Source organism: Paenibacillus sp. NRS-1760 (assembly GCF_050467785.1).
Taxonomy (GTDB): domain Bacteria; phylum Bacillota; class Bacilli; order Paenibacillales; family Paenibacillaceae; genus Pristimantibacillus.
The window spans coordinates 22,010-48,084 of record NZ_JBITPK010000019.1; the positions used below are offsets into that span (position 1 = coordinate 22,010).

General features: G+C 46.9%; 24 protein-coding genes. 2 read left to right on the forward strand and 22 right to left on the reverse strand.

Annotated elements, in window-relative coordinates; all coding sequences use genetic code 11:
- Positions 1–297 precede the first annotated feature (297 nt).
- The 18 genes from ftsH to ACIFSR_RS26560 all read right to left on the reverse strand — a co-directional run bounded on the left by ftsH (position 298) and on the right by ACIFSR_RS26560 (position 20,926).
- The gene (ftsH, locus tag ACIFSR_RS26475) at positions 298–2,295 is read right to left on the reverse strand and encodes an ATP-dependent zinc metalloprotease FtsH (protein ID WP_339205903.1); all 1,998 of its coding nucleotides are present in this window, start codon (positions 2,293–2,295) and stop codon (positions 298–300) included.
- Positions 2,296–2,393: 98 nt separating this feature from the next.
- Positions 2,394–2,933, reverse strand: a complete 540-nt coding sequence (hpt, locus tag ACIFSR_RS26480; RefSeq protein WP_339205901.1) for a hypoxanthine phosphoribosyltransferase — start codon at positions 2,931–2,933, stop codon at positions 2,394–2,396.
- 49 nt (positions 2,934–2,982) lie between these two features.
- Entirely contained in the window at positions 2,983–4,395 is a 1,413-nt protein-coding gene (gene tilS, locus ACIFSR_RS26485; RefSeq protein WP_430061159.1) for a tRNA lysidine(34) synthetase TilS, read from the reverse strand.
- Positions 4,396–4,434: 39 nt separating this feature from the next.
- On the reverse strand, positions 4,435–5,358 hold the full coding sequence (locus tag ACIFSR_RS26490; RefSeq protein WP_430061161.1) for a protein kinase domain-containing protein: 924 nt from the start codon (positions 5,356–5,358) through the stop codon (positions 4,435–4,437).
- Entirely contained in the window at positions 5,342–6,067 is a 726-nt protein-coding gene (locus ACIFSR_RS26495) for a vWA domain-containing protein (protein WP_339205898.1), read from the reverse strand. The genes ACIFSR_RS26490 and ACIFSR_RS26495 overlap by 17 nt, the downstream gene beginning before the upstream one ends.
- Positions 6,068–6,783: 716 nt before the next feature.
- Positions 6,784–9,276, reverse strand: a complete 2,493-nt coding sequence (spoIIE, locus tag ACIFSR_RS26500) for a stage II sporulation protein E (protein ID WP_339205896.1) — start codon at positions 9,274–9,276, stop codon at positions 6,784–6,786.
- 504 nt (positions 9,277–9,780) lie between these two features.
- The gene (locus tag ACIFSR_RS26505; RefSeq protein WP_076271298.1) at positions 9,781–10,299 is read right to left on the reverse strand and encodes a S1 domain-containing RNA-binding protein; all 519 of its coding nucleotides are present in this window, start codon (positions 10,297–10,299) and stop codon (positions 9,781–9,783) included.
- 148 nt (positions 10,300–10,447) lie between these two features.
- Positions 10,448–10,756, reverse strand: coding sequence for an FtsB family cell division protein (locus tag ACIFSR_RS26510; RefSeq protein ID WP_076271297.1), 309 nt, complete (start codon positions 10,754–10,756; stop codon positions 10,448–10,450).
- An 8-nt stretch (positions 10,757–10,764) separates the two neighbouring features.
- Positions 10,765–11,373, reverse strand: a complete 609-nt coding sequence (gene yabQ, locus ACIFSR_RS26515; RefSeq protein WP_339205893.1) for a spore cortex biosynthesis protein YabQ — start codon at positions 11,371–11,373, stop codon at positions 10,765–10,767.
- Positions 11,370–11,657: a sporulation protein YabP gene (gene yabP, locus ACIFSR_RS26520; protein ID WP_076271295.1), complete on the reverse strand. Its 288-nt coding sequence runs from the start codon at positions 11,655–11,657 to the stop codon at positions 11,370–11,372. The genes yabQ and yabP overlap by 4 nt, the downstream gene beginning before the upstream one ends.
- Positions 11,658–11,823: 166 nt before the next feature.
- Entirely contained in the window at positions 11,824–12,567 is a 744-nt protein-coding gene (locus tag ACIFSR_RS26525; protein ID WP_430061165.1) for a hypothetical protein, read from the reverse strand.
- Between the two features lie 131 nt (positions 12,568–12,698).
- A complete protein-coding gene (locus ACIFSR_RS26530; RefSeq protein WP_076271293.1) occupies positions 12,699–12,989 on the reverse strand; it encodes an RNA-binding S4 domain-containing protein in 291 nt (96 codons plus the stop codon).
- A 3-nt stretch (positions 12,990–12,992) separates the two neighbouring features.
- A complete protein-coding gene (locus ACIFSR_RS26535; RefSeq protein WP_053373361.1) occupies positions 12,993–13,265 on the reverse strand; it encodes an HU family DNA-binding protein in 273 nt (90 codons plus the stop codon).
- 180 nt (positions 13,266–13,445) lie between these two features.
- Complete coding sequence (mazG, locus tag ACIFSR_RS26540) at positions 13,446–14,942, reverse strand: nucleoside triphosphate pyrophosphohydrolase (protein ID WP_430061168.1); 1,497 nt, start codon at positions 14,940–14,942, stop codon at positions 13,446–13,448.
- Positions 14,943–16,460: 1,518 nt separating this feature from the next.
- Positions 16,461–18,842, reverse strand: coding sequence for a polysaccharide biosynthesis protein (locus ACIFSR_RS26545; protein ID WP_430061170.1), 2,382 nt, complete (start codon positions 18,840–18,842; stop codon positions 16,461–16,463).
- A 127-nt stretch (positions 18,843–18,969) separates the two neighbouring features.
- Positions 18,970–19,512: a stage V sporulation protein T gene (spoVT, locus tag ACIFSR_RS26550; RefSeq protein WP_430061172.1), complete on the reverse strand. Its 543-nt coding sequence runs from the start codon at positions 19,510–19,512 to the stop codon at positions 18,970–18,972.
- Positions 19,513–19,855: 343 nt separating this feature from the next.
- Positions 19,856–20,041: a hypothetical protein gene (locus ACIFSR_RS26555; RefSeq protein ID WP_339205886.1), complete on the reverse strand. Its 186-nt coding sequence runs from the start codon at positions 20,039–20,041 to the stop codon at positions 19,856–19,858.
- A 12-nt stretch (positions 20,042–20,053) separates the two neighbouring features.
- A complete protein-coding gene (locus ACIFSR_RS26560) occupies positions 20,054–20,926 on the reverse strand; it encodes an SPFH domain-containing protein (RefSeq protein WP_339205884.1) in 873 nt (290 codons plus the stop codon).
- A gap of 155 nt (positions 20,927–21,081) precedes the next feature.
- Here ACIFSR_RS26560 and ACIFSR_RS26565 point away from each other — a divergent pair, with 155 nt between their 5' ends.
- Together ACIFSR_RS26565 and ACIFSR_RS26570 are read left to right on the forward strand one after the other, a co-directional pair.
- Positions 21,082–21,573: a hypothetical protein gene (locus ACIFSR_RS26565; RefSeq protein ID WP_430061174.1), complete on the forward strand. Its 492-nt coding sequence runs from the start codon at positions 21,082–21,084 to the stop codon at positions 21,571–21,573.
- A gap of 25 nt (positions 21,574–21,598) precedes the next feature.
- Entirely contained in the window at positions 21,599–22,471 is an 873-nt protein-coding gene (locus ACIFSR_RS26570; protein ID WP_430061176.1) for a phosphotransferase, read from the forward strand.
- 87 nt (positions 22,472–22,558) lie between these two features.
- Here ACIFSR_RS26570 and urtE read toward each other — a convergent pair whose 3' ends face one another.
- The 4 genes from urtE to urtB are packed head-to-tail and all read right to left on the reverse strand — an operon-like array spanning position 22,559 to position 25,987.
- Entirely contained in the window at positions 22,559–23,254 is a 696-nt protein-coding gene (gene urtE / locus ACIFSR_RS26575) for an urea ABC transporter ATP-binding subunit UrtE (protein ID WP_076271287.1), read from the reverse strand.
- Positions 23,232–24,005, reverse strand: a complete 774-nt coding sequence (gene urtD, locus ACIFSR_RS26580) for an urea ABC transporter ATP-binding protein UrtD (RefSeq protein ID WP_430061178.1) — start codon at positions 24,003–24,005, stop codon at positions 23,232–23,234. Before urtD ends, urtE begins: the two co-directional genes overlap by 23 nt.
- Positions 23,977–25,059, reverse strand: a complete 1,083-nt coding sequence (gene urtC, locus ACIFSR_RS26585; protein ID WP_339205876.1) for an urea ABC transporter permease subunit UrtC — start codon at positions 25,057–25,059, stop codon at positions 23,977–23,979. Before urtC ends, urtD begins: the two co-directional genes overlap by 29 nt.
- Positions 25,060–25,081: 22 nt before the next feature.
- On the reverse strand, positions 25,082–25,987 hold the full coding sequence (urtB, locus tag ACIFSR_RS26590; protein WP_339205875.1) for an urea ABC transporter permease subunit UrtB: 906 nt from the start codon (positions 25,985–25,987) through the stop codon (positions 25,082–25,084).
- Positions 25,988–26,075: the final 88 nt, after the last annotated feature.

The following is a 26,075-nucleotide window of genomic DNA, read 5'->3' on the forward strand; positions in this document are numbered from 1 at the left end:
TTACATTCTTATTCTTGCTGATACTGGCCGCTATTATTTCATTATAGTTACAAAAAAATAAACGTCAATAACTTATGTCAGTCTAAGTGACATAAAAACGTTATGACCGTCATCATGTAACATCTATGTAACGTATGACCAATATAGACAAAACCTCCATGTAAGCATTTCTGTTTTTCATCCGAGGTTTATACACGTATTATAGGCTAAATCCGAACATTAATAAAGAAAAAAATAGTCGCCCGCTACTCTTTACAAGTAGCAAAGCGACTATCGTTAACAATTATCCATAAAATACTATTCGTTCTTATCTGGATCTTCTGTTACATCACGTTTCTCAAGGTTCGGAGCTTTCGCTTCGTCCTGATCACGAGTTTGGATGCGCACCTTTACGTCTCCAACCGTCTCAATAATAGGCTCGGTTGTCGGCTCATTTGTTTCAACTGCATCAGTAGAAGGACCGCCTTCCAAAGTACCAGTCTCAACCAAACGTTTGATTTGATCCATTTCGAGCGTTTCTTCATTAAGCAGTGTTTGAGCAATCAAATGCATTTCTTTGCTCTTCTCTGTTAATAGCTTCTTCGCACGATCATAACAGCCTGTAATAATGGATTGCATTTCTTGATCTATCTCGTATGCAATGGCATCAGAGTAGTTCTGCTCATGCCCAATATCACGTCCAAGGAATACTTGGCCTTGTGAACTGCCGAATTGCATCGGTCCAAGCTTATCGCTCATACCGTATTCCATAATCATACTGCGTACGATGCCTGTCGCTTGTTTAAAGTCGCTATATGCACCTGTACCAATTTCACCAATAAACAGTTCCTCTGCTACACGGCCTGCAAGCAAACCAGTGATTTTGTCCAGAAGCTCCTGTTTCGTTACAAGCATACGATCTTCTTTTGGAAGCATGATGACATATCCACCAGCACGTCCGCGAGGAATAATCGTAACCTTATGCACCATATCCGCATGCTCCAAGAAGAAGCCTGCAATCGTATGGCCTGCTTCATGGTAAGCGACAATACGTTTCTCACGATCACTGACAACACGGCTTTTCTTCTCCGTACCAACAATGATTCGGTCAATTGCATCATCAACTTCAACCATTGCGATATCTTTCTTATTACGACGGGCAGCCAAAAGAGCTGCTTCATTAAGTAAGTTTTCTAAATCAGCGCCACTAAAGCCTGTTGTACGTCTTGCGATAACTTCAAGCTTAACATCCTTGGATAGCGGTTTATTGCGCGCATGTACTTTAAGCACCGCTTCACGGCCCTTAAGGTCCGGACGGTCAACCGTAATTTGACGGTCAAAACGGCCTGGACGCAGAAGCGCTGGATCAAGGATATCCGGACGGTTTGTTGCTGCAATAATAATAATGCCTTCGTTGGCACCAAAGCCATCCATTTCAACGAGCAATTGGTTGAGCGTTTGCTCACGTTCATCATGTCCGCCGCCTAGACCAGCGCCACGTTGACGACCTACCGCATCAATCTCATCGATAAAGATGATACAAGGAGCATTTTTCTTCGCGTTCTCAAACAAGTCGCGTACACGGGATGCACCGACACCGACGAACATCTCTACAAAATCAGAACCGGAAATGCTGAAGAACGGCACGCCCGCTTCGCCTGCTACTGCACGTGCAAGCAATGTTTTACCTGTACCCGGAGGACCAACAAGCAATACGCCCTTCGGTATACGAGCGCCTACTAAATTGAATTTCCGCGGGTCCTTCAAGAAGTCTACAACCTCAACGAGCTCTTGCTTCTCCTCGTCTGCGCCTGCGACATCTTCGAATGTAATCCGCTTCTTCTCATTATCGTAAAGCCGCGCTTTGCTCTTGCCAAAGTTCATAACTTTGCCGCCGCCGCCCTGAGCTTGATTCATCAAGAAGAAGAACAGGACAAAGATGATGACAAACGGAATAATGGAGGTAAGGAATGTAAGCCAAATGCTTGGCTGATCCATTTCCTTCGTCTCATAAGCGAATCCATACTGCTTCGACCATTCAGCGATCTTAGGCTCAGCGCTAACGCCGGTCCTTGATACGAATTGATCGTTTTCTGCATCCGCAGGTTTCACTTTATATTTTCCGGAAACAAAATAAGATTGGTTCTCGTACTTAACACTTAACTCTTTAACATTCCCTGACTCAATTGCTGCAACGAGTTCATCGTAACGCAATCCAACGGTCGTGTTATTTTGGCTGCTGATAAATTGAAAAATCCCAACGGTCACCAAAAAGATAATTAAATAAAAACCAGTATTACGGATGATCCGATTCATCCCCAACCTCCTCTCAGACGCTTAAAATATTTTACCATATCATGACTTTCCATAACAATAGAGGTGTACGGAGAAGGGCATGTACGGGTGAATCGCAATTATTTTTGATAAACTTGCGGCTTCAAAATACCAATATAAGGGAGATTACGATATTTCTCTGCATAATCCAGTCCATAACCGACAACAAACTCATCAGGCAGTGTAAAGCCTTTATAGTCTGCTTCCAATTCAACTGTACGGCGAGCAGGCTTATCGAACAAAGTTACAACTGTAACAGACTTCGCATTGCGACGCTCTAGCACGTCAATTAGGTAACTAAGCGTCAACCCGCTGTCGATAATATCTTCAACGATTAGAACATCTCGGCCTTCGACAGATACATCGAGGTCTTTAATAATTTTGACAACGCCAGATGATTTCGTGGATTGTCCGTAGCTAGATACAGCCATAAAATCAATTTCAAGCGGCACTGTAATTTCCTTAACCAAATCAGCCATGAAAATAAAAGCGCCTTTCAAAACACAAATAACGAGCGGATTACGCCCATTAAAATCTTTACTTAGTGTTGCACCAAGTTCCTTAACCTTCTCACCAATTTGCTGCGCGTCGTACAATACTTCTTGAATATCGTTCTGCAAGTGTAAATCCCCCTACGCTTAACTATGTTTATGAGTGTACCAGTGCTTCTTATTCGTTGCCTGCCCTTATGAATAACACGTCTTTTGTGTGTACATCCGTAAGCGCATGACTTGATCTGCGAATGCCCGGAATCCAGATTAATTTGCCTGATCCATCAAACAGCAGTGGATACAGCTCTCTCTTCAGCGGAGCAACTTTCTCGTCAACGAACATATCTTGCACTTTTTTCGAACCATTTAATCCTAAAACCTGAATTCTGTCTCCCGGCTGCCGATTTCGAACAACGAGCGGATACGTTAGTTCCGACGCATCAAAGCAGGCTTCATAACGCGATGCAGGCTTACAACTTTCTAACGCTGATGTATAAGCAAACTCAAATGTCCACCCGCATTGCTCGATCGCCAGGCTAGCTTTATCCCTTCCCACCTCGCACAAATAGACACTCGCTTCTTTGGATACATGCTGTGGCACTTGAATCCACCGCATTCTATCATATTCACGAGCGCAGCAAATGCCGGCACCAGCATCGATTCGCCAAGTTGCAGGCGCATGAGTGGAAGCAGCAAGCCTCATCGTCTCAATCTGCTCGAAAGATATCTTTTCCGTTTCCTTAGAAAGATAACTTAATATTAGTTTAATCAATCTCCTTTGTAAAGCGACGTGGAGACCATGCAAATCGTCGCAGCTTATCGCGCATCCACCCGGGGATAACGTAACGAGCTGCGCAAATAACGCTTCGGTTTGTTTCTCCATCCATTCGTCTTCCGCACCCGCTACTTCAGCAAGTCGTTGAAGGGATTGGGATATGTGCGGATTATGCTTTGATAAATACGGTAAAATATCTAACCGAATGATGTTTCGGAAATAATGGCGTTCCTTGTTACTGCTGTCCGTGCAGTAAGGAATTTGGTGTTCTTCGCAGTAACGCAGAAGGTCTGACTTGTTCATACGAAGCAGCGGCCTGATAAGTTCCACGTTTTTTTCTCTTCTTTTACTGAGAATTCCCGCCAAACCAGTTAAGCCTGTCCCACGAATGAGTCGCATAAGGACGGTTTCCGCCTGATCATCTGCATGATGGGCGAGCGCGATACGCGAAGCTCCATATCGGGTCGCGATTTCATGCAAAAAGCCGTACCGCCTCTCGCGTGAGGCAGCTTGTCCATTCATTCGGGTTTCTTCTATATAAGACGGCATGTCGAACGTTACCGTCTCACAAATGACCCCTAGCTGCTGCGCAAATTGCTTAACGACAATCAGCTCATGCGCCGACTCCTCTACTCGAAAGCCGTGATTCACATGAGCTGCAATAATGGAGATTTCATTGCTCTTCGCTACAGCAGACAGCATATGCAGCAGCGCCATTGAATCCGGACCTCCAGACACCGCTACAACAATACAATCCCCTTTCGACCAAAGCCTGCGTTCTGCAGCTGTTTTCTCAAGCTCGTTTCGCAGATTCATAGGTTGTACCTCACCTTCATTTCCCGTTGCGTGCTGCCGCTACAGCACATTGCGTATGAGCCAGTAAACCGACGTTCCAAGCAAGACCGCTGAAAGGGCAGCAAGCCCCTTTAACCACCCTGGTGTAGCTGAGGGTCTATGCGTGTCTCGTCTATGCATCAGTAAACGCCAAGCCGCTGAAGCCTCACCCGCATCCGAATACTGTCCTGCAAAAGCTTTACGCAGCCATCCGGCAATTGGCTTTAAAACTGAACTGGATTCAGCGATCTGGATGAGCTCCACAGCTGAGCGATTTTGCGGCAATAGCTCCACCGTTAGCTGATGAAGCCGTTTTGGTTCATGCAGCTGTATGCAAAGCACGCCAAACGAGAATAAATCGTAACTCGGATCAGCAGATCGCGAGCCTTCATTCCAGTAGCCCCGATCATAAATCTCAGTAAATTGGCGAACGGCTTTACCTGCTGCAGTCACCCCGCCGAAATCAACCAGCTCAACATGACCATAATCGGCAACGAGCACATTTTCCACCTTCAAGTCGCCGAACACCCATCCTGCTTGGTGCAGCTTCGTCAGCTTGCCCAGCAGATTCAAGCCAACTAACGGAAACCACTCCAAGCCGTGCTGCTTTAGGTAATCGTCCAGCTTAGATCCCAGTACATAGCGCATAATATAAAAAGGATATTCCTTTCCATCCGGACCGTACAGATCATCTACGTCGAACAAAAAGGATTCCTGCCCGTATTGCTTCTGCTTGGCGATCGACTGCAGCACATTGATCTCCGATTGCAGATCAAGTGCATCTAAACCGAGCTTCATCGCATACCAGCTGCGATCACGCTGTACGAGATATACTTTACCGTTTGCGCCCTCTCCAAGCAACCTCTCTACCCGGTAACGCCCTTGTTTCCACTTGCCAACCACCACCATGCCACGGCGAAGATCAACTTTAAACGACGTAGTCACTCATCATCCCATCCGTTTCGTCTCTGCTCTGTCTACCATAATCGCCCTGGCGATAAAAATCAATGACATGCATAATCGCAGGGCCCGTCGGCGTGGTTCCGCTCATTTGCAGTTTCGGAAAGATGGCGTGAACACCATTCAAGTGACTCGTCCAGCTCAAATCCATCAAACAGTCATCCCCATGTCTTGAGCCAGGGAAATGAAATACCGAGATTTCGCTTTTCCCTTGTCTCGCTTGCAGGCTGAGCATTAAATCGCGTATAGCCTCCTCCACAGCCGCCAGCTTTGGCTTCATGCTGGCGCTGGCATCAATAAGAAGCGCCACTTGCAAATTTGATGTCTCCCCCAGCTCGTCGATAACACGTACAACATCGCCACGCTTCTCCGGCGACAATGCTTCGATTGAGCCGTTGCCAAGCACCTGCTTCAATTCCTTCTGAACTGCTAATTGAATCGTCTGCACTACAGTCTTGCGAGTCATCATTTGTACCGTCTGCGACAGCTGACGCATATTTACCATCCTGCTTAGACCGCCGCCCGCACGCGCAATCTCATCAATCTCAGCCGCGCCAAGCTCACCTACATCGCCATGATCGAGTACGCCTACTACATTTACTGAAATCCCTTCCGATTGTGCATGTGCTGCCGCTATGACTGGACTTAGACCCACATTAGAGCATCCATCTGTAATCAACAATATTTGCTTCATAATGATTTACCCTCCTCAAGTGTTTGAGAATCAAACACAGCATCGTAAGCATGAGACAAGTGTTTGAGAAACAAACACGGCATCGTAAGCATAGGCTTAGCGTTTGAGAATCAAACGCAGCATCGTAAGCATAGGCTTCGCCCTTTGCCTTTCTATTAGCTTTGCCTTTTTTGAGAGGGATAAACAGCTAGACTAGTTAAAAATTGATATTTACACATATAACAAACAAATATTACTTGTATTAATAAGGCACATCTGTTTACTCACTAAAAATAGGTTTGATAGTCATAGCAATATGTATAACTATTTTATTTGAGCATTTACTATGTACCACAGTTGAGAATTACTAAACTTCATATGCCCCTTTATCTTTCATCGGTCTTAATTGAGTGATAAATGAATGCAGCAACAAATGGATGTTTCAAAAATAAAATCTACGTGTATGTATTAATATTAGTGTGAATTCCGCTTCGAGGTTCAATTCAACAGAGCATGTCATGTCTTTGTTACGTTAAAGCTTTTATGTACTATACGCTCGCTATTATGTAACAAACAATAACAATAGCCTATTTTGTTGTCAGCGTGAGTCAGCCGACAACAAAATAGGCTACTGCTTGCCCAATGAATATCATAGATACAAGCTCACCGTTCAAGTATCCATTCATCATTGTTTTAATTTTATAAATGATTTCACATTCCATATTTTATTTCTATACTCAGCTCACCGTCCTTGGACGCTCCATGCGCGTCACACCCGGAAAACGGAAGGATGCCCATTCCGGCAAATGCTTATCGATACGTGCTACAAGCACGGTCATATCATCAATAATCTCTCCATTATGATGACGAACCACCTTCTCAAGCAGCGCATCCGCCATTTCCTGCGGATCATCTGTCGCCAGCTCGCTAATAATTCGCTTCATCCAGAGCTCTTTATTAACCGCAAGGCCCGGCGCATCATAAATGCCGTCACTCATCATGACTAGCGTGTCGCCCGATTGCATTTGCATCGACACGAAGTCGACGTCAATATCTTGAAGAATGCCAATCGGCAAATTGTTCGCTGTTATCGGAATAACCTCATTTCCTCGTTTAATAAAGCTTGGCGTTGATCCTATTTTCATAAACGTCGTTTGCGCCGTATACAGATCAACGATCGCTAAATCGACGGTAGCAAATACTTCATCAGATGAGCGCAATAAGAGCACCGAGTTAACTGACTTCACGGCCAGCTTCTCATCCATGCCTGACTGCAGCAGCTGCTGCAGAATCGACAATGCCGCGCTGCTTTCCTGACGCGCACGCTCACCATTGCCCATACCATCGCTGATCGCAACTGCAAACTTGCCATTTCCAAGCTCCACCATACTGAAGCTATCGCCAGACAGCAGATCTCCTCCTTTAGCTGCACCAGCTATACCCGTCTCCACCTCGTACTGCTTGGCTGAGCCAAACGCGACCAGGGACGGCTCACCGCTTCTCGTTGGGGAGTGCTCCGACTTCACTGCAATATGCTCTCCCAAAATATCGCTAAGCAGCGGCGCGATTATTTTTCGGCACTCATCATAGCCTTGTCCAAACGTATGATACACCTCTATATCCACATTCCCCTCCTCTAAGCTCACAATATCAATTCCCTGTACGGATAAACCGAGTCCTTCCACCGCCTCTCGAATTTGCTCCTCCTGCAGATGAAGCGTTTGTCCCTCCCTTTTAATTTCTTTCGCCAAATCCTCCATTACCTGTGATACACCCTGCAATTGATCCGCTACAAGCTGACGGGAGTCGCATATTTGCTTCTTCCAGTGCATATTATTTTGATATAGCTCGTACTGCTGGCTCATATCCACAAGAACCTGTGACGATTTCACGCAATGCGCCGACCAAGCCCGCGGTATTTCCTTAGGGGACGGAATCCGTTTCTCCTCTACAACCGTCATCATATCGGTCATCATTTTGTACGTATGAAAGAACTTGTCCTCCCAACAAGCATTTTGCCTATGGCAGCTGGCACAGCTTCGCTCAGCAACCGCATTCATAAAATGGCTGATCTCATCCTCCCTTTTAACCGTCGTAACGCTGCTATTGAGTTGGCCAAAGCTCTTTGACAGCTGACGGAACACTTCTGAGTACTGTGATACGCGGTCCGCAGTCACCTCACGTACCCGCTTCGCATAATCATGCTGCGATTTGGCGTGCTCATTCGTACCCGGCACATACCTTGATATTGTGCGGATCATAATACGCGGCGTCAGCATAAGCAGCGTTGCGGCTGCTACCGACTCCCAGGTTGAGCTCATAACATCAGCCTGACTTCCTACATATATGGATAAAATCGATGTTCCAAGCAACATTCCGAATGCCGCTGCCATTTTGCCGCCATCACGCAGCAGACCAGCCAGCAAGCCCGCAAAAGCGAGTAAGCTCATTTGAACGACTGCACCAAAATCAGCCAAGCTTAGAATGAGTCCTGCAACTACACCGACCGAAGCGCCAAGCGGCGCACCCCCTGCTAAAGCAAAGAGGAGCAGCATATAACGTGACATCACATGCTCTACCGACATTCCGTAAAACACCCATCCAACCGCCCCCGTCATAACCGACGCAAGCAAAATCATTAAACAAATGATTTCCTCGTTTTTGAGAGAAGCTGATTTTTTGGTCATTGTAAGCACTGGTATCGCTTGTATGAATACTAATGTGAGCACAAAACCAAGTGCTGCCTCCACCACAACGAGCATGAAATTGTACCAGCTCAGCTCGTCCCCTATAAACACGCTGAACATTTGCACCATTAACGTTGATGCGAACACTAGAATGGGCGCCGACGACAGTTCTGCCTTCTCGTAGGTTTCTAATCCCTTTAGGAAAAGAAAGAGTACAGCAATCTCCATCGCAATCCACATCGGGGCAGGATCAGCTGCAAACCAGCTCCCGGCTACTAAGGATATCGCTACCCACGGGTAAATATCCCTTCTCATAAAGTAAATAACGGCGAAATAAGCAATGGCAAACGGCATCAGCGATTCGAGTATAACCGCTCTTCCGAGCAAGAAAGCTACACCTACGAGTAGAAACGTCCACTTTTTTGCTAAAATGACTTGAATGAACCGCCTTGCAGCCGCCCATTCCCGACCTTTCTGCAACATCGTCTGAGCTAGTCCTAACCGTTTCATACCTGGAAGCACAACCGCGTTTTCCTTTTCCATGAGCAGACACCACCATTCCGAATGTAATGTGTTTTTCATTATAGGAGGTTGTCCGCATAAAGTTTGTCAGTTAAAGCAACTGAATTGTAAATTTTTTCCGACAAAAATAAATGGCATTGCGGTCATTGTCATTTCAATGTCAAACATATATCCCGTATGGGATTTCAATGCCTCCTGCACAACCAAATCACACAGGTCCGACAACAAAATATGTGTTGTGTCCTTTCGAAATGATGGCGAATCGAGGTTATAATGTGTCGGGAATGATGGAGGATTAGAGAAAAGTATTTTTTTTACGATTCTGCGCGCTTTACAAACGACATTGACCGTGACAATTAGAGGCTCGTCCAAACATTCACCAGCATATACGCAGTCTTATTGTCCTGCTTCGACAGCAACCTGTATACGCTTACTCATTATCGCGGGGAATATTGAGCAGCTGGACGCAAAAAAAAGCAGAACCGGTTAGGTTCTGCTTCATGTATAATGTTATGACGATTCAGCTTATACTCGCTTGGCACCGCGTCCGCCGCGTTTGCCCTCCGTATTCTTCTTCAAAGAGGAGATGCGCTCTTCGCTGTCTTTCAGGAACCGTGACACTTTATCCTCGAATGACGGTTTACCGTATGCCGGTCTGCCAGCCGATTGCTTGTTGAAGGGACGTCCGCCGCCACCACCACCGCCACCGCGGTTGAAACGTTCGCCACCACCACCACTACCGCCAGTGCTTCCACCGCCGCCTCCGCTGTGACGCTCGCGTTGTTGTGGCGCTGGTTGGCCTTCTGGCCGGTCAATGGCTTGCTTAATGGAAAGCCCGATCTTTCCGTCTTTGTCCACGTTGATCACTTTGACTTTCACGACATCGTCGATCTTCAGGTGATCCTTCACGTCTTTGACGTAATTATCAGCAATTTCCGAAATGTGAACAAGACCCGTGACACCTCCCGACAAGTCGACAAATGCCCCAAAATGCGTAATGCCTGTCACTTTTCCTTCTAACTTAGCGCCCACTTCAATTGCCATAAAATAAAATGTTCCTCCCTAAAAGTTATGCGAAGCAAAACTGAATTCATAAGCATATGCTAAAAGTTTTGCGAAAACGCTATTAACGTGATTATAACCGAACCGTTCAAGTAAGGTCAACAGACGTTCACCCGAATTGACGCCCTAATTAGTCACTGAAAATTTGCTGCTCGCCCTTCTTTACCATGCCCTGCTCTTTTGTTGCTAGCTGTTCGATATATTCTGGGTCGTTTAATCGTTCAATTTGACGTTTAAGCTCCTCGGTTTCTTTGGTGGTAACATCAAGCTTATCTTGAATTGTAGTCAGCTTCAAACCTGTTGCGTTCTTCTGCTGCATTTGGCCAAAAATTGTATACCCCGCCCAGCCCATAAATAGCACGATGAACATCATCCATAGTTTGAACCGGCGTTTTGTGCCAGCATTCCCTGGCGTTTTATTCTCAGCTGCTTTTGCCATGAGCGGTGTTACCTCCTAAACCATTTGCTCCACAATCGAGCTATTCGTTGTCCAAATCCTCTCAGCTTGCCAACTAATTGCCATTTGGCAGCGTAGCGCGATAGCCACCGTCCAAGCGGACGAATGACTGGACCTGCCATCCAAACAAACAATTTCCAAAATGGACGGACTAATTGTATCACAATTTTTAGAGTGAAAATAGTGAGCGCAGACCCAAATGCCAAAATTACCTTTACCAACTTATAGAGCAGTAAAATCGGCTTAACGATAAGAATATCCAGGCATTTTAGCACAATTTGGATTAGTTTGCGAACGGCTCCGATGATCCATTTTACGACTTGAATAACGATTCTGCTAAAAAAGAAATAATAGATGACCATCCCAATAGCCAGTCCGATAAAAACGTACGCTCGCACCTCGCCATTGTTGCTAGCGTACAGTACCCGAAAGACGATCAATGCCGCTGCCATCCAGTAAACGACATCAAGCACCGGAAGCCACCAGCGCGGAAGCTTGAGCTCATTCGTCACGACTCGGTAGCCGTCGAATACTGTTCCCATGCCAAGGCCTGATAATAGCATGACCGCCATCGTTAACCATTGCATATTAAGCGTCACTTAAATAGCTTCCCGAACAACCCTTTGGATTTAGAGGAGGAATTGTTGCTGTCCATATAGGCGAGCGAATGGACGAGTCCTTCAATAGTTACCATTCCCTGTTCAAGGCTAAGAAGCTTCATATGCAAATTTTGGCCCTTAACCTCCAAGAAGCCAAGCTCTGTTTCGAGTAAAAACTCTTCGCTGTCAAAGCTCTCTACGTTTACGACGCCGGTAAGCTCCAGCAGCTTGCGATTTAGCATTTTGACTTCCTGACGCTTCTGCCCCTTGCCTTGGTCAACCATAGACTCGTCCTCCGCTTCGTTAACATGTCTTGGCGTAAACGGCTACAGCCGAGCTAGTGCGGCGCAGCATACGTTTCGCGTTCAAATATAAGAAGGGCATAGGCGTGAAGCTTATCCTGTCTTATATGTTAAGACTAGCTTATGGGGCGTGGACGAGAATTAGAACCTAATCTGCTTGATTCATAGCATTCAGCGCGTCGTCGTTTCTTTCTGTATATACCTGTAGAAAAACTAGCAATAGTACAATGGTTACCAACTGGTTAAATAGGCTATAGCATAAATCAAATATCGTCGCGGTTATCAATGATTGATTCACAAAAAGAGAGAAAATAAAAACGATAATGCTGGTAAGCACTATGACCATAACGTATCCGCCAATCGCATAGCCTACAAGCTTGAAATAACGCCCGCGTGCCAAATCACGGCTAACTGTCATCGGATTTATCCGCGATGTATCAGCAATAGAAACAATAATAGGCATCAGCATCAGCCATACGGCAAACAAGAAACCCGGAACAATAAATACGATAAATCCCGCAATTACAATGATGCCGTGTAGAAAAGTGTACACAATCATGCGCGGCCATTTGCGAAGCCCCCACAGAATGGGCAGCACAATGCCACTGCTATTCCCCGACATTTTACCAAGTATGTAATACATAATCATCGGCGTGATGACACATAGGAAAAATAGACTGGTCACACTATCCATGCTGTTGACGGGCATATAAATAAAGCCGTCTTCCGGTTCAAAATAGTAATAGTTTTTAATAGCCTCAACCGGAATCGTAATTATCGCTGTTAGAAATAGAATGGGTACAATGTTTTTGAAATAGAGAGCACAAGCATGCGCAAGCAATGAAAAGCCCTTTCGCCGATACTCGGGAATGGGCAGCTGCAGATGATTCATCGAATAGTCCTCCGAGTATATAAACATAATTTATGATGTTGAAACAGGGAATCTCGTAAAATTTAGAAGCTACTTATTGGGCACAAAAAAAAGACTGCCTGCAAGTATTATGCTTGTAGGCAGCCTTGTTGTTATTGCGGTACTTCCCAGTCGAGCGTATTCTCGCGCTGGCGTTGCTCTTCTTTCACCAAGGTATACAGCTCTCCGGCTTCATCCTTACGGGTCGTCTCCGCAATTCGCTCAACGCGAACGGTTACGATTTTTTGACCGAACTGGATTTGGAGCTCATCACCGACTTTGACGGCGCTGCTAGCTTTCGCTTCGCGGCCGTTGATCCATACGCGACCTTGCTCGGATACATCCTTCGCAACGGTACGGCGTTTGATCAGCCGGGATACCTTAAGAAATTTATCTAATCGCATAAATTATTGGATAGCTTCTTTCAACTTGTTGCCTGCTTTGAATGCAGGAACTTTTGCTTCTGAAATTTCGATTGGAGCGCCTGTTTGCGGGTTGCGGCCAGTGCGTCCAGCACGTTTGCGAGTTTCAAAAGTACCGAAGCCGATCAATTGTACTTTATCGCCACCAGCAAGTGCATCTGTTACTTCGCCCAAGAAGCCGTTAAGTACTGCTTCTACGTCACGTTTAGTCAAACCGCTTTTTTCTGCAATGTTGTTGATCAAGTCTGTTTTGTTCATTATAAAATCCTCCTAATTTTTAACCATTATTTGTGGTCGACGCTTGTGGCGCCGCCTTTGCTTCCCATTTTTACTCTCACGAAGAATACTTATTCTGCCTTGTAGCAAATAAATCCTGCCGCTATTTGAAATTTTTTTGCGTTTGTTGCGGAATAAAGGCGATTCATGACGAATTGCAAGCTAGGATTGACGCTTTGCCTCTTCCCACCAACGATCCATTTCTGTTAAATCAGTCTGGTCAAAATTTTTACCGCTTATACGAAGCTGTTCCTCAATATATTCAAATCTACTGCGGAATTTTTTGTTCGTGCGGGAAAGCGCCTCTTCCGGATCAGCGTGGATGAAACGTGAGGCATTGACGACTGCAAATAACAAATCACCAAGCTCAGATGCCTGCTCCTCTTCCGATTGCGAGGTTATCGCTGCGCGCAGCTCTGCAAGCTCCTCTTCAATCTTGGCAAGCACAAGGCCAAGCTCGTCCCAATCAAAACCTACCTTAGCAGCTTTTTTCTGAAGCTTGTAGGCTTTCATGAGTGCTGGCAGATCTGGCGGAATGCCATCCAGTACCGATGTACGCGAAACATCGGTTCCTTTAATCCGTTTTTCCTCAGCCTTCATTTGTTCCCAGTTAACCAGCGCCTCTTCCGAATTGCTCGCATCAACGTCCCCAAATACATGCGGATGGCGGAAAATAAGCTTCTCGTTAAGTGATTGTATCACATCATAGACGGAAAATGCGCCAGTCTCTTCTTCCATTTGGCTATGAAGCATCACTTGCAGGATAACATCGCCAAATTCCTCCTGCATGGCATCCGGATCATCATTATCGATGGCTTCAAGCGCTTCATACAGCTCTTCGATAAAATTTTTGCGGATAGACTGATGCGTCTGCTCCTGATCCCAAGGACAACCTTCAGGGCTGCGAAGAATAGATACAATCTCATGCAATCGCTCAAAGGAACGATTGCGAAGCGCTGCATCATCAGAGCGCGGTACCCAAATCAGCGATAAATTACCGTAACCAGGTGTGCGATCAAGCTCGTATAGCGGAACGCGAATGATCTGCTGCTGGGACGCAACACCAAGAGCATGCCCAACCACAACCTCGTAGTCATCGGGATAACGCTCCATAAGCGCAAGCTTAACATCAGATGCCGTGAAGGCATCATACACCTGTCCAATCAGAGTATGCAACTGCGGCTGCAACAAAGACGGCTGTAATTCAGCTGCATCAAGCAGCGCAAAACCTTCTATTGGATCGATTCCAAGACTAATAAAAGCTTGATCAAGGAAGCTTTCACCGCCGATAATTTGCAGCTCAATACCCGCTTCCGGACATTGCTCACGCAGCAGCTGAACCGTGCGTTCAGCCACCATTGGATGCCCGGGAACCGCATAAATAATAGGCTCGTCCACACTTGTGCTCATGCTTTTCGCTTCGGAAATAAGCGCCTCAGCTATTGCCTTGTACACATCTGGAAAGGAGTCATGCTGCTCATACAAAGTATCAAATGAGGTATATTCCATACCGATTTCCAGAAGCATCGACATTGCAGGATGCTCAGCCGTACGGACAAAAATTTTCTTCGCTGCTTGCAGCCTGCGCCATACGCCAAGCGTCATTTGGTCAGGGTCACCTGAGCCGAGCCCAACAACAGTAAGATATGGGGTTGCCATAGTGGTAAAGCCTCCTTAACTATTCATTCGTATTATGGTCGAAATTTGATGGAGTAGCTATAATGCCAGCGACTTGCAAAAAGACCTTTTGGGGTCGTTTATAGGGATTGAAACGAGTTCGGAAGTGTGTTCGGTAAGAGCTCGGATGCATTCGAAAATGAGTTCGAAATCGAGCTCACATACATAAAAACACGACTAATCATCGTTTATTTTTGCTCAAAAATCAATAATGAACCAATTTGACATAAACTTCAATATAGCCGTAAAAAATGCTTGCGATTAGCATATCACACTGGATGTTCATAGTTGAAATAGTCAATTTGCAGGAAACAATACGGAATATGGGTATAGCGGATAGTTTAGTCTTAATGACATATATCTATTAAAAATAGTTCATCAATTGAGAGGGTTGTTGATCAGAATAAATGAGCTGGTGACCAGGTTTATTGCCCGTGAAACTAACCTATTTAACAGAATTATTTATAAAAATATGTAATGATTATGCAATAACCTCTACTAATTCTGCTCATAATTGCTAGATTCTTAGAGATTGTTATAGATCTAGAAATTAGATCTATTTTATTCAAAATGACCAATATTGCACAAGTAAGTGCAGATATTAATCTTATCTTGCGATGCTTTCTGCCAATGGGCAGCAGAAGTGTGGAATGGTTGGAAATAGGACTAGAATTTAGTTCTATTTGCTTCAGAATGACCAAAATTGCACAAATAAGCCTAGATATTAGTCTTATTTTGTTGCGCTTTCTGCCCATGGGCAGCAGAAGTGCGGAAGGGTCGGAAATAGGACTAGAATTTAGTTCTATTTGCTTTGGAATGATCAATATTCCACAAATAAGCCTAGATATTAGTCTTATCTTGTAGCGCTTTCTGCCAATGGGCAGCAGAAGCGCGGAAGGGTCGGAAATAGGACTAAAATTTAGTTCTATTTGCTTCAGAATGATCAATATCCCACAAATAAGCTTAGATATTAGTCTTATTTCGCAGCGCTTTCTGCCAATGGGCAGCAGAAGTGCGGAATGGTCGGAAATAGGACTAGAATTTAGTTCTATTTGCTTCAGAATGATCAATATTCCACAAATAAGCCTAGATATTAGTCTTATCTTGTAGCGCTTTCTGCCAATGGGCAGCAGAAGTGCGGAATGGTCAGAAATAGGACTAGAATTTAGTTCTATTTACTTCGGAATGATCAATATTACACAAATAAGCCTAGATATTAGTCTTATCTTGTAGCGCTTTCTGCCAATGGGCAGCAGAACTGCGGAATGGTCAGAAATAGATCTATGGATTCATCACGTTGAGAGATTACACATTCAACCGTGGCAAGCGATGCCGCACAGCAATGATTGTGCTGAAAAGATGCTTAGGTTTTCTCAACTCTAGAGAAAACCCTAATAATCTACACGAGATAACCTGTGCAGCACAGACAGTTGGCGTTTTTCATATTACTCCATGAAAAACACTTGCTTTACAAGCGCTCACCGCCGCCAACTTGCGGCGCTAGCGCTCATCTTTCGCTGGCGGAATAAGCCGCCAGCGCTGCAAACGGGCGGCCAGCACCGCGCCGCCCGGCAACGCGCGCAATTCGCGCGCGCTGATAGCGCCGCCGCGCAAAGCTGCGGCGCCAAAGGCGCAAGCGCCGACGGCAACGCACGTCAGCGCAAGCGCAGCTGCTGCCGCCCTAGGCGGCAGCCCGCCAAGCGCAGCGCTCAGCGCTCGCTCGGCGATAACAAGCGCCGCGGCCATGACCGCGAGCGCAAAGACCGTGCCCGCCGCCGCTCGCCCATGCGACGGCTGGCGTCCCTCTTCCTCGAGCACTCGTTCTTGCTCTCTCCACTGCTCTCGCCCATGCACTCGCTCCTGCCCTTGCTCTTGCACTCGGCCCTGCTCTCGCCCTTGCACTCGCCCCTGCCCCTGCTCTCGCACTCGGCCCTGCTCTTCCTTCAGCATTTGCTCCTGCCCTTGCTCTTGCTCCTGTTCCTGTTCCTGCTCCTGTTCCTGCTCCTGTTCCTGCTCCTGCTCCTGCTCCTGCTCCTGCTCCTGCTCTCGCCCTTGCACTCGCCCCTGCCCCTGCTCTCGCACTCGGCCCTGCTCATCCTTCAGCATTTGCTCCTGCCCGTGCTCTTGCTCCTGCTCTTGCTCCTGCCCTTGCTCCTGACTTTGCTCTTGCACTCGTCCCTGCCCTTGCTCCTGCCCTTGCTCCTGACTTTTCTCTTGCACTCGCCCCTGCATTTGCTCCTGCCCTTGCACTCCTCCCCGCTCTTCCCCCAGCACCCGCTCTCTCACTACCCTCTCACCAACCACTCGCTCGCGCGTCTTCACTCGCCCTTCCACTCCCGCTCGTCCGCCAGCTAGCGCCGCTCCAGAACCCGCTGCTGCATACCGCACTGCAATGATCCCAAGCAAAGCCGCCACGCTTAGCGCCGCGACGCCTGCGATGGCTGCGCCTTCAATGCCATAAGTGGGCACAAGCACAGCGTTAATTACGCCTTTAAGCAGCGCTGCAACCAGCAGCAGAATAGCTGGAATACGTACAGCGCCTAATCCTTGAAGCACAGGAGCCGTCACCGCATTCACACTGCCCGCAAGAGCAGTGCAGCCAACCAAAGCGAAGGCGAATGTGCCTTGAGTATCCGAATACAGCATCATATTGAGCGGTTCCGCGAGCAGCGCCAAGCCGATGGCTGCTGCAGCGCCGATTGCCCAAGCCGCCCGCTCAGCAAGCGAGAGCTGCACTCGAAGCTGTCCGTATGCCCCTCGCATACGCGCTAACGCAATGCTTGGTACGAGCGCCGCTGCCGCCGCTCCGGCTACCATAACAACAAGCTGAACAAGCGGCTGCGCTCGGCTGTACACGCCAAACGATGTCATTGCCGCAGCTTCCGAAGATCCGCCTTCCTGCAATAAGCGAGGAACCATAAAGGCATCCACAACGCCAAGAACAGGAACAACCACCGCGCCAAGCGCGACAGGCAGTGCAATAACGGCAAGCTTTCTCATCTCTGCTCGTATTGCCCCTGCCATTCGATTAAGCCGCTCCCCGCTGCGTCTGCGCCATAAATATATAGCCAGCAGCAAAAGCGATGCGCAAGCTCCGAATGCCGAACCGCTCATCACACCAGACGCTACAGATGCATCTGCCCATCCAGCGGACCAGCTTAATGCAAGCACTAGCAGCATTACGCCTACACGAATCATTTGCTCAACAACTTGTGAGGCGGCAGACAATCCCATTTGTCCAATTCCCTGTACATATCCTCTTAACGCAGCAACGAATGGAGCAAGCAGCAGCGCAAACGAGACCGAGCGCACTGCACCAGCCGTCTCCGCATCGCCAATCCAACCTGCTACTTGATTCGCTCCACCCCACATCAAGCCAAACGAAATAATACCCGTCACACCAAGCAGCAAAAGCGCAGCGTATAACGTTCGCCTGACGCCTTCTGCATCATCTCCCTTGCGAAGCCTCTCTGCAATGAGAAGCGATACGGCCGTTGGCAATCCCGCAGTGGCTAGAACAGCTGCCAGCTGATAAAACGGATACACGGCGTTGTAAATGCCAAACACGCGGTCCCCAGCTAGATTTTGCAGCGGTATTTTTTGAAAAACACCAATCAACTTTGACAGCAGCGCCGCACCCGCCATGAGCGCCACGCCATTCATGAGATGCTGCTTCGAGCTTCGTTCTACTTGAACCCGTCCTTCAACTGTTGTTTCTGCTGCTTTAGCTAGCGACTGTTCGCCGTCATAAGGTCGCTCTTGGCTCTCCGTGAGTTCAGCCTCAGCTTGGCGTGCTTCGACCACTCCCGCGCTTGTTTTTCGCTCGCCCGCCTGCCCCAGCATTTCCGCCGATTGCCCATTTTCCCCCGGCTTGCGGTTCATTCCGTTCACTCCTGCCTATCGCACGATTTCTATTGGTATCTATTATACCTCACAATCGTAAACGTGGAAAAAGCTTCCCCAATCGAGTGTATCTCGATCAAAGAAGCTGTTATAGCCACATTTCTTACTATTGCTCCATCTGTTTTGCCAAAAAGCCCGCTGCCGTTTCAGCCATTTTTGTTTCCATAGTAGACATTTTTACCGTTTCATCCTTGCTAAGCAGCACGACTGTTCCAATGGGGTCGCCACCAGCAATGATCGGTGCAATAACGAAGGAGCTGTAAGTTTCCTGCGTATCCTTCACAATTTCAAAGGCACCGCCATTTGCTTCAGCAAGCGTCTTGCGATTTTCCATACAGCTCTCCAGAACAGTGCCTACCTGCTTATCAAGCAGTTCTTTCTTGGAGGCTCCAGCTACAGCAATTATGGTATCCCGGTCCGTGATCAATGTAACATGATTTGTTCCCTCAAATAACGATTCCGCATATTCCTTAGCGAAGTCGCCAAGCTCACCGATAGGAGAATATTTTTTCAAAATAACTTCGCCATCACGATCTACAAATATTTCTAGAGGGTCTCCCTCGCGAATACGCAGTGTACGGCGGATCTCCTTCGGAATGACGACACGCCCGAGATCATCGATGCGACGTACAATTCCAGTTGCTTTCATTTCTTGTTGCCCCGCTTTCCTAGAGGATTTTGAATCGACTGGATTCTTGCAGCTTGTTTATAACGAAGAAGAAACTTCCTTCAAAAGATTTTGAATCTGACCATAGTATTCATCCGCTCCCAATTTCTTATGCACGGACTACAGTTCAAGCCAAACGTTCCATCTCTTTGTGAAAAAGGCCGTCGACGTATCGTCCAGCCTTCGTTTTACGCTTCCCCGAGCTCGTTTTCAGCATTCCCCATTTCTCCCTTTTGCTTGCATGAGAAGCAAATGCTTTTTAATTGTTTATGGATTAAAAAAGGCAGTTATCGATTTGAATCGATAACCGCCCTTTTCCTGAATATTATTTACCTTCATTATTGTCCATCAGATTCGTTTTTTTGAGCCTGCCTGCCTTGCCAAGCGCTTCTCTGAGCAAAAACTCAATGTGCCCGTTGACGCTGCGGAATTCGTCTGCGGCCCATTGCTCAAGAGCACGATGGATATCGGGATCCAAACGAAGCGGAAATGCTTTCTTTTCTTTAGCCATAATAATCAGCCTCTAGCCGTAAAGAGTTCCTGTATTAATGACTGGAGTTGCTGCGCGATCAGATACAATCGCCACCATTAAATTGTTCACCATCGCCGCTCTCCGTTCGGCATCCAAGCTAATCCCGTTTTCCTCCAACTGCCGCAGTGCCATATCTACCATACCAACTGCACCTTCAACAATTTTGGAACGTGCCGCTACAATCGCAATCGCCTGCTGCCTTTGAAGCATTGCACTAGCGATTTCCTGAGCATACGCCAAATGAGTCAAGCGAGTCTCAAGCACCTTTACGCCGGCAACTGCAAGACGGTTTTGCAGCTCGTTGCCTAGCTCCGCCGCTACCTCATCCGCATTGCCTCTAAGTGAGGAAGCCGCGTCTGAAGAGAAAACATCGTAAGGATATTGCGCGGCAATGTGACGTATCGCCGTCTCGCTTTGAATTTCTACAAAACGCTCATAATTATCAACGTCGAAGCTCGCTCTTGCCGTATCCATTACTTTAAATACAACAACCGCACCAATCTCCACCGGATTTCCTTCCGCATCATTCACCTTTAGTGTTTGGCTATTGAAATTGCGTACTTTAAGTGAAATATTAACCTTGTTCGTAAGTGGAAGAACCATCCATAAGCCGCTTTCCAGCACAGAGCCCATATACGTTCCAAAAAACGTAACCACCTTCGCCTCATTCGGCTGCACGATCGTAAGAGAGGATAAACAAATGACGGACAGCAAAATTAAAAAGGCGCCAACACCAATAATTACCCCAGACCCGCTGTCCTTGGATGCTTCCGATATCGTTAGAAAAATACCGCCAGCAGCAGCAACTACCGAAAATAGCAATGCCATGTATCCGCTAACATACCAGGCTTTCTTCTCGTTCATTAAACCCCACTCCTTCATCTTTTTCTATATTGTTTTGATATAAATATGATATCACTTTTTACATATATAAGCAATTATTTCTTTTTACATCCAACCTCTTTCTGCAACAATGGAAGCTTCTGCTTCGTCACAAAAAGCAAAGAGATTAAGAAGGGATGAATACATTGAAATATTTATTAATCCTATTTCTGCTTTCCTTGTCGATCGGTTGTACAGAAGAAACCAAAACAACATCAGAGCAATCCATTTCTCAAAGCTATCTTGAAGAAAAAGGATATCGAATCAGCTCAAAAGAAGGGCAAGTTGAGAGCTATGAGCTTACCGAACAGAAATTATCAGCATTGCCCTATATGATGTACTGGGGGTTGCAGCGCGTGAACCCCTCCGATTATATTGGAAAAACGATTCATATACAGAAATTTACCGTAACGAACCATCCGCTGAGCAAAGGGAAAGTAGATGTTTTTGTTTATTTGGCTGATAGTCAGCCTATAGGAGGAACTTCATTTCCAAACGGAGACACTACAGACGGCGGGTATTGGTCTATAGACGGCAAAAACTTAGAAGATATTCAAGGAATGTCTTATCAAGAGTGGCGTAAAAGCTGGACTGAGAAATATAAAAGCACTTCACCAGATGAAGCATAAAGCATTCCATATACAGGGGGATTAAATGAAAATAAAGAACGACGTGCAGGAAATCATCAAAAATCTTCGGCATATAAGTGCCATTGAAAAACAGTCCGAAATCCATAAACAAATGGACGGAACGACGGAAGGTCTTGTATACCTCATTAACGTCGATGAATCACCCAAATATGTGCTAAAGCTCGATCAGCCAGATGCACTTTCTTTAGTTGAACAATATAAAAAAACATATCCAGATGCTCCTCTGTTGCCTAAGCTTACTTACACCGCTCCAGATAAAACATATATCGTTTATACATTTCTCAAAGGTTCAACCGATTGTATTGGCTGCTCTAAGGAGCAATGGTTGAAGGCTTTAGTGAGCGGACTTATTCAGCATTACATAAGCTGCTCACCCTCACAGAAATGGGGAGATTGGCTGGATTATCCCCGCAATACTTGGCGAGAATTTATGGAGGAGAAAGCCGATTACGCTCGAAGTTATATCGGCGACCGCTTGCCATTAGAGGATCATACCCTTGTAAAGTCACTTTTAATGAAAGCAACGATGAGCGAATCTCAGGGGAAATTTTTGCTTCACGGCGACTGCGGTGTTCACAACTTCATCTTTAGTCATAACGAGTTAATTGGCGTTATCGATCCTTCACCAATAATCGGACCTCCGCTCTATGACTTGCTTTATGCATTCTGTTCCTCACCTGATGACTTGAGCATAGAGACGTTAATGCCTGCATTCGTTATGCTTAATCAATCGGATGCGGATCAACCAAGGCTAATTGAAGAAGTGATCATTCAGCTCTATTACCGCGTAGGCATTTGCCTCAAGCATCACCCTCACGATATAGACGATTACTTACAAGCATGGCGTTACTGGAAGTCCTTAATAAGCAATGAATAAACCACTATCATCACAGCTCAAAAACAGCTCTAACAACACAAAGCAAAAAGCGCCTCTCATAAAGGCGCTTCTAGCTCATCATTCGCTTTATACCGTCAAATATTTGCGTATGACCTCATCATCCAGCGACTCCAAGCCGCCCTCCCACGCAATCGCCCCTTTTTCCAGCACGTAAAAGTAGTCTCCTACACTCTTCACGAAATCCAGGCTTTGCTCCACCAGCAAAATAGCCGTCTTGCCATCCGCTTTAATTGAGCGAATAACATCCCTAATATCATCGACAATGGAAGGCTGAATCCCCTCACAAGGCTCGTCAAGCAGCAATACTTGAGGCCTTGAAGCTAACGCCCTCGCGAAGGCGAGCTGCTGCTGCTGTCCGCCGCTGAGGTCGCCGCCGCGGCGCGTATACATTGCCGGCAGCACAGGAAACTTCGCAATAGCCTCTTCCGGAATAGAAGATATTTTCGACTTTGAAGCCTCAAGGCCAAGCAGCAAATTCTCATAAACCGACAGCTGAGCAAAGATTTCGCGTCCTTGCGGTACATAGCCGATTCCGCTTTTAGCCCGCAGTCCCGGCGCTTTCTTCGTTAAATCCGAGCCATTATAAGAAACAGAACCCTCACGCGCCTTCAGCAATCCCATAATGCTTTTCATCAGCGTCGTCTTGCCAACGCCATTCCGCCCGAGCAGACATACAACCTGCCCTTGCTTCACTTTCAGCGACACATCCCGCAAAATAATGCTTTCGCCGTAACCGGCCTCAAGCTGTTGAACGGCTAACATCGGCATCCCGCCTTTTCCCCAAGTACACTTCCGCCACGCGGTCATCTCGTTGAATTTCATCCATCGAGCCTTCCTTTAGCAGCTTCCCTTCATGCATAACGGTGACCTTGCTCGCAAAATTACGAACAAACTCCATATCATGCTCCACGACTACAATCGATCGCATACGGGCTATCTGGTGGAGAAGCTCGCCCGTTTTATCCGTCTCCTTATCGGTCATCCCCGCCACCGGCTCATCGAGCAGTAATATTTCCGGCTCCTGGAGCAGCATCATGCCAATTTCGAGCCACTGTTTCTCTCCATGCGACAGACCGCCTGCCCGCCAGCTCGATTTTTTCTGCAAACCAATCATAACGAGCTGCCCGTCAATTTTAGCCCGCTCTTCCTCTACCATCTTCGCAAACAACGTCGCAAAAACGGTACGCTTCTGGCGCATCGCGATTTCCAAATTCTCAGCTACCGTCATCGAGGGAAATATTGAAGGGGCTTGAAATTTGCGGCCGATGCCAAGCTCAGCAATTTGATGCTCTTTCTTTTTTGTTATATCCACCTTGCCAAAGGTAACACGCCCCGCCGTAGGCCTTACTTTCCCACAAATCACATCCAAAATTGTCGTTTTTCCGGCTCCATTTGGACCAATGAGGAAACGAAGCTCCCCTTTCTCAAGCTTAAGGTTCATGCCTTGGACCGCTTTAAAGCCATCGAACTCAACAGTCACATCATCACACAGCAGGATTGCGGACTCCTTCATGCTTCGGCTCCCTCCCTTTTTTGCGTAATTTCAATTGGCCAACTAAGCCAGCAACACCTTTAGGCATAAATACGACCACGACCACAAACAGCAGCCCCATAAAGAATAACCAGCCCTGCGGATAAGCGGTACTGAACTCACTTTTAGCCCAGTTCATGAGGATAGCGCCGAGTGCGGCTCCAACCAGCGTTCCACGTCCGCCAATCGCTACCCAAAGAACCATTTCAATCGAAGGCACAATTCCGAGCATCGACGGTGAAATAATACCGACGTGGAGTACAAACAGCATGCCCGCTATACCTGCAATGCCAGCCGAAATCGTAAATACAACCATTTGATAAATTGCGGGATTGTAGCCGATAAACCGCACCCGGTTCTCGCCATCGCGAATCGCGCGAAGCACCTTGCCGAAGCGGCTGCCGATGACGTAGCGGCAAAAGATGAAGATAGCAATGAGAGCAATGACGGTAATATAGTAAAGCACGCGCTTTGTCTCAGGAGAACCTATAGAGAAGCCAAGCACGGTGGAGTAGCCTGTTATCCCATTCGTACCGCCTGTAAAAGCTTGCTGACCAATGAGCAGTGTCGTCGTAATAATAACGAGCGCTTGCGTCAAGATCGTGAAGTAAACGCCGCGAATTCGGTTGCGGAACGTGACGTAACCAAGCACAAGCGCGAGCAGCGCAGGTATGGCAATTCCCATCGCTACCGCAAACCAGAAGCTCTGAAATGGCTGCCAGAATAGAGGAAGCTCCTTAAGACCGCTCCAGCCCATGAAGTCCGGCGGCCTTCCTCCGCTTGCCTCCAGCTTCAAATACATCGCCATAGCGTAGGCGCCTAAGCCAAAGAAAATGCCATGCCCTAAACTTAAAATGCCGGTGTAGCCCCATATCAGATCAAGCCCTAATGCTACTATGGCAAAGGCTAGAAATTTCGCTAACAAATTGAGCCGAAAATCACTTACAAATAGCGGAGCGGAGAAGAGTGCTGCCGCTGCTGCCGCATAGCCAATTAAGATCCATATCCGCGCAGGAGTAAACTTTTGCAAGCGCATAAGCGTTCCACCTTTCTTTTCCCTAGTCAAGCGACCGCGAACGCATGGCAACGAGTCCCATAGGCTTCCATTGGAGAAAAGCAACTATACAGACAAACACTAGCACCTTGCCAAGCGAAGCATTCGTCCAATACTCAAACAACGTATTAAACATTCCAATCCCTGTTGCCCCGAGCACCGTCCCAACCAGCTTGCCGACTCCGCCAAGCACGACAACCATAAAGGCATCAACGATATAATAAGTGCCAAGTGACGGACCGATAGGACCAAGCAGCGTTAACGCACAGCCGGCAATGCCGGCAATACCCGAGCCGATAGCGAAGGTCATCGCATCCACTCGTCTTGTCGAAACGCCAAGGCATGCAGCCATATCGCGATTTTGCATCACTGCCCGCATCCTTCTGCCTTCATGGCTGCGGTAAATATAGAAATACATAGCAACTAAACAAGCGATGACGAGTCCGATGATGAATAACCTTTTGTAAGGAAGCAATGTTCCATCCATAATCTTTAAGCCGCCATTTAGCCATGCTGGGCTTGTGACTGCAACGTTTGGCGCCCCAAAGATAGATCTTGCAAGCTGCTGCAGCACGAGACCCACACCCCAAGTGGCGAGCAAGCTATCAAGCGGCCGTCCATATAGAAAGCGAATCAGCGACATTTCGAGAATGAGACCAATGATAAATGCAACGATAAAGCTGACCGGAATAGCCAATACAAAATACCAATCAAACATCGATTTCGGCAAATAATCATGAAACACATTTTGCGTCAAATACGTGGAGTACGCACCGATCATAATTAACTCACCATGCGCCATATTGATGACCTTCATCAAGCCAAACGTAATCGCAAGCCCCAAAGCAACCAGCAATAAAATGGAACTGATGCTTAAACCATTAAATAGCTGCAGCAGAAACACTTCCATATGACCGCTCCTCTCTAGCGTAAACGGCTGTCGCCTTCCTCTGTCACAAAAAAAGCAGAAGGGAGCATTCGAAGCGATCGAATACTCC

Coding starts and splice junctions, on each gene's coding strand:
- ftsH (WP_339205903.1), bottom strand. CDS start 2,295: ATGAATCGGATCATCCGTAATACTGGTTTTTATTTAATTATCTTTTTG.
- tilS (WP_430061159.1), bottom strand. CDS start 4,395: ATGAATCTGCGAAACGAGCTTGAGAAAACAGCTGCAGAACGCAGGCTT.
- ACIFSR_RS26495 (WP_339205898.1), bottom strand. CDS start 6,067: ATGAAGCAAATATTGTTGATTACAGATGGATGCTCTAATGTGGGTCTA.
- spoIIE (WP_339205896.1), bottom strand. CDS start 9,276: ATGGAAAAGGAAAACGCGGTTGTGCTTCCAGGTATGAAACGGTTAGGA.
- ACIFSR_RS26505 (WP_076271298.1), bottom strand. CDS start 10,299: ATGGCAATTGAAGTGGGCGCTAAGTTAGAAGGAAAAGTGACAGGCATT.
- ACIFSR_RS26510 (WP_076271297.1), bottom strand. CDS start 10,756: ATGGCAAAAGCAGCTGAGAATAAAACGCCAGGGAATGCTGGCACAAAA.
- yabP (WP_076271295.1), bottom strand. CDS start 11,657: ATGGTTGACCAAGGCAAGGGGCAGAAGCGTCAGGAAGTCAAAATGCTA.
- ACIFSR_RS26525 (WP_430061165.1), bottom strand. CDS start 12,567: ATGAATCATCTGCAGCTGCCCATTCCCGAGTATCGGCGAAAGGGCTTT.
- ACIFSR_RS26530 (WP_076271293.1), bottom strand. CDS start 12,989: ATGCGATTAGATAAATTTCTTAAGGTATCCCGGCTGATCAAACGCCGT.
- ACIFSR_RS26535 (WP_053373361.1), bottom strand. CDS start 13,265: ATGAACAAAACAGACTTGATCAACAACATTGCAGAAAAAAGCGGTTTG.
- mazG (WP_430061168.1), bottom strand. CDS start 14,942: ATGGCAACCCCATATCTTACTGTTGTTGGGCTCGGCTCAGGTGACCCT.
- ACIFSR_RS26545 (WP_430061170.1), bottom strand. CDS start 18,842: ATGAACCGCAAGCCGGGGGAAAATGGGCAATCGGCGGAAATGCTGGGG.
- spoVT (WP_430061172.1), bottom strand. CDS start 19,512: ATGAAAGCAACTGGAATTGTACGTCGCATCGATGATCTCGGGCGTGTC.
- ACIFSR_RS26555 (WP_339205886.1), bottom strand. CDS start 20,041: ATGGCTAAAGAAAAGAAAGCATTTCCGCTTCGTTTGGATCCCGATATC.
- ACIFSR_RS26560 (WP_339205884.1), bottom strand. CDS start 20,926: ATGAACGAGAAGAAAGCCTGGTATGTTAGCGGATACATGGCATTGCTA.
- ACIFSR_RS26565 (WP_430061174.1), top strand. CDS start 21,082: ATGAATACATTGAAATATTTATTAATCCTATTTCTGCTTTCCTTGTCG.
- ACIFSR_RS26570 (WP_430061176.1), top strand. CDS start 21,599: ATGAAAATAAAGAACGACGTGCAGGAAATCATCAAAAATCTTCGGCAT.
- urtE (WP_076271287.1), bottom strand. CDS start 23,254: ATGTTAGCCGTTCAACAGCTTGAGGCCGGTTACGGCGAAAGCATTATT.
- urtD (WP_430061178.1), bottom strand. CDS start 24,005: ATGAAGGAGTCCGCAATCCTGCTGTGTGATGATGTGACTGTTGAGTTC.
- urtC (WP_339205876.1), bottom strand. CDS start 25,059: ATGCGCTTGCAAAAGTTTACTCCTGCGCGGATATGGATCTTAATTGGC.
- urtB (WP_339205875.1), bottom strand. CDS start 25,987: ATGGAAGTGTTTCTGCTGCAGCTATTTAATGGTTTAAGCATCAGTTCC.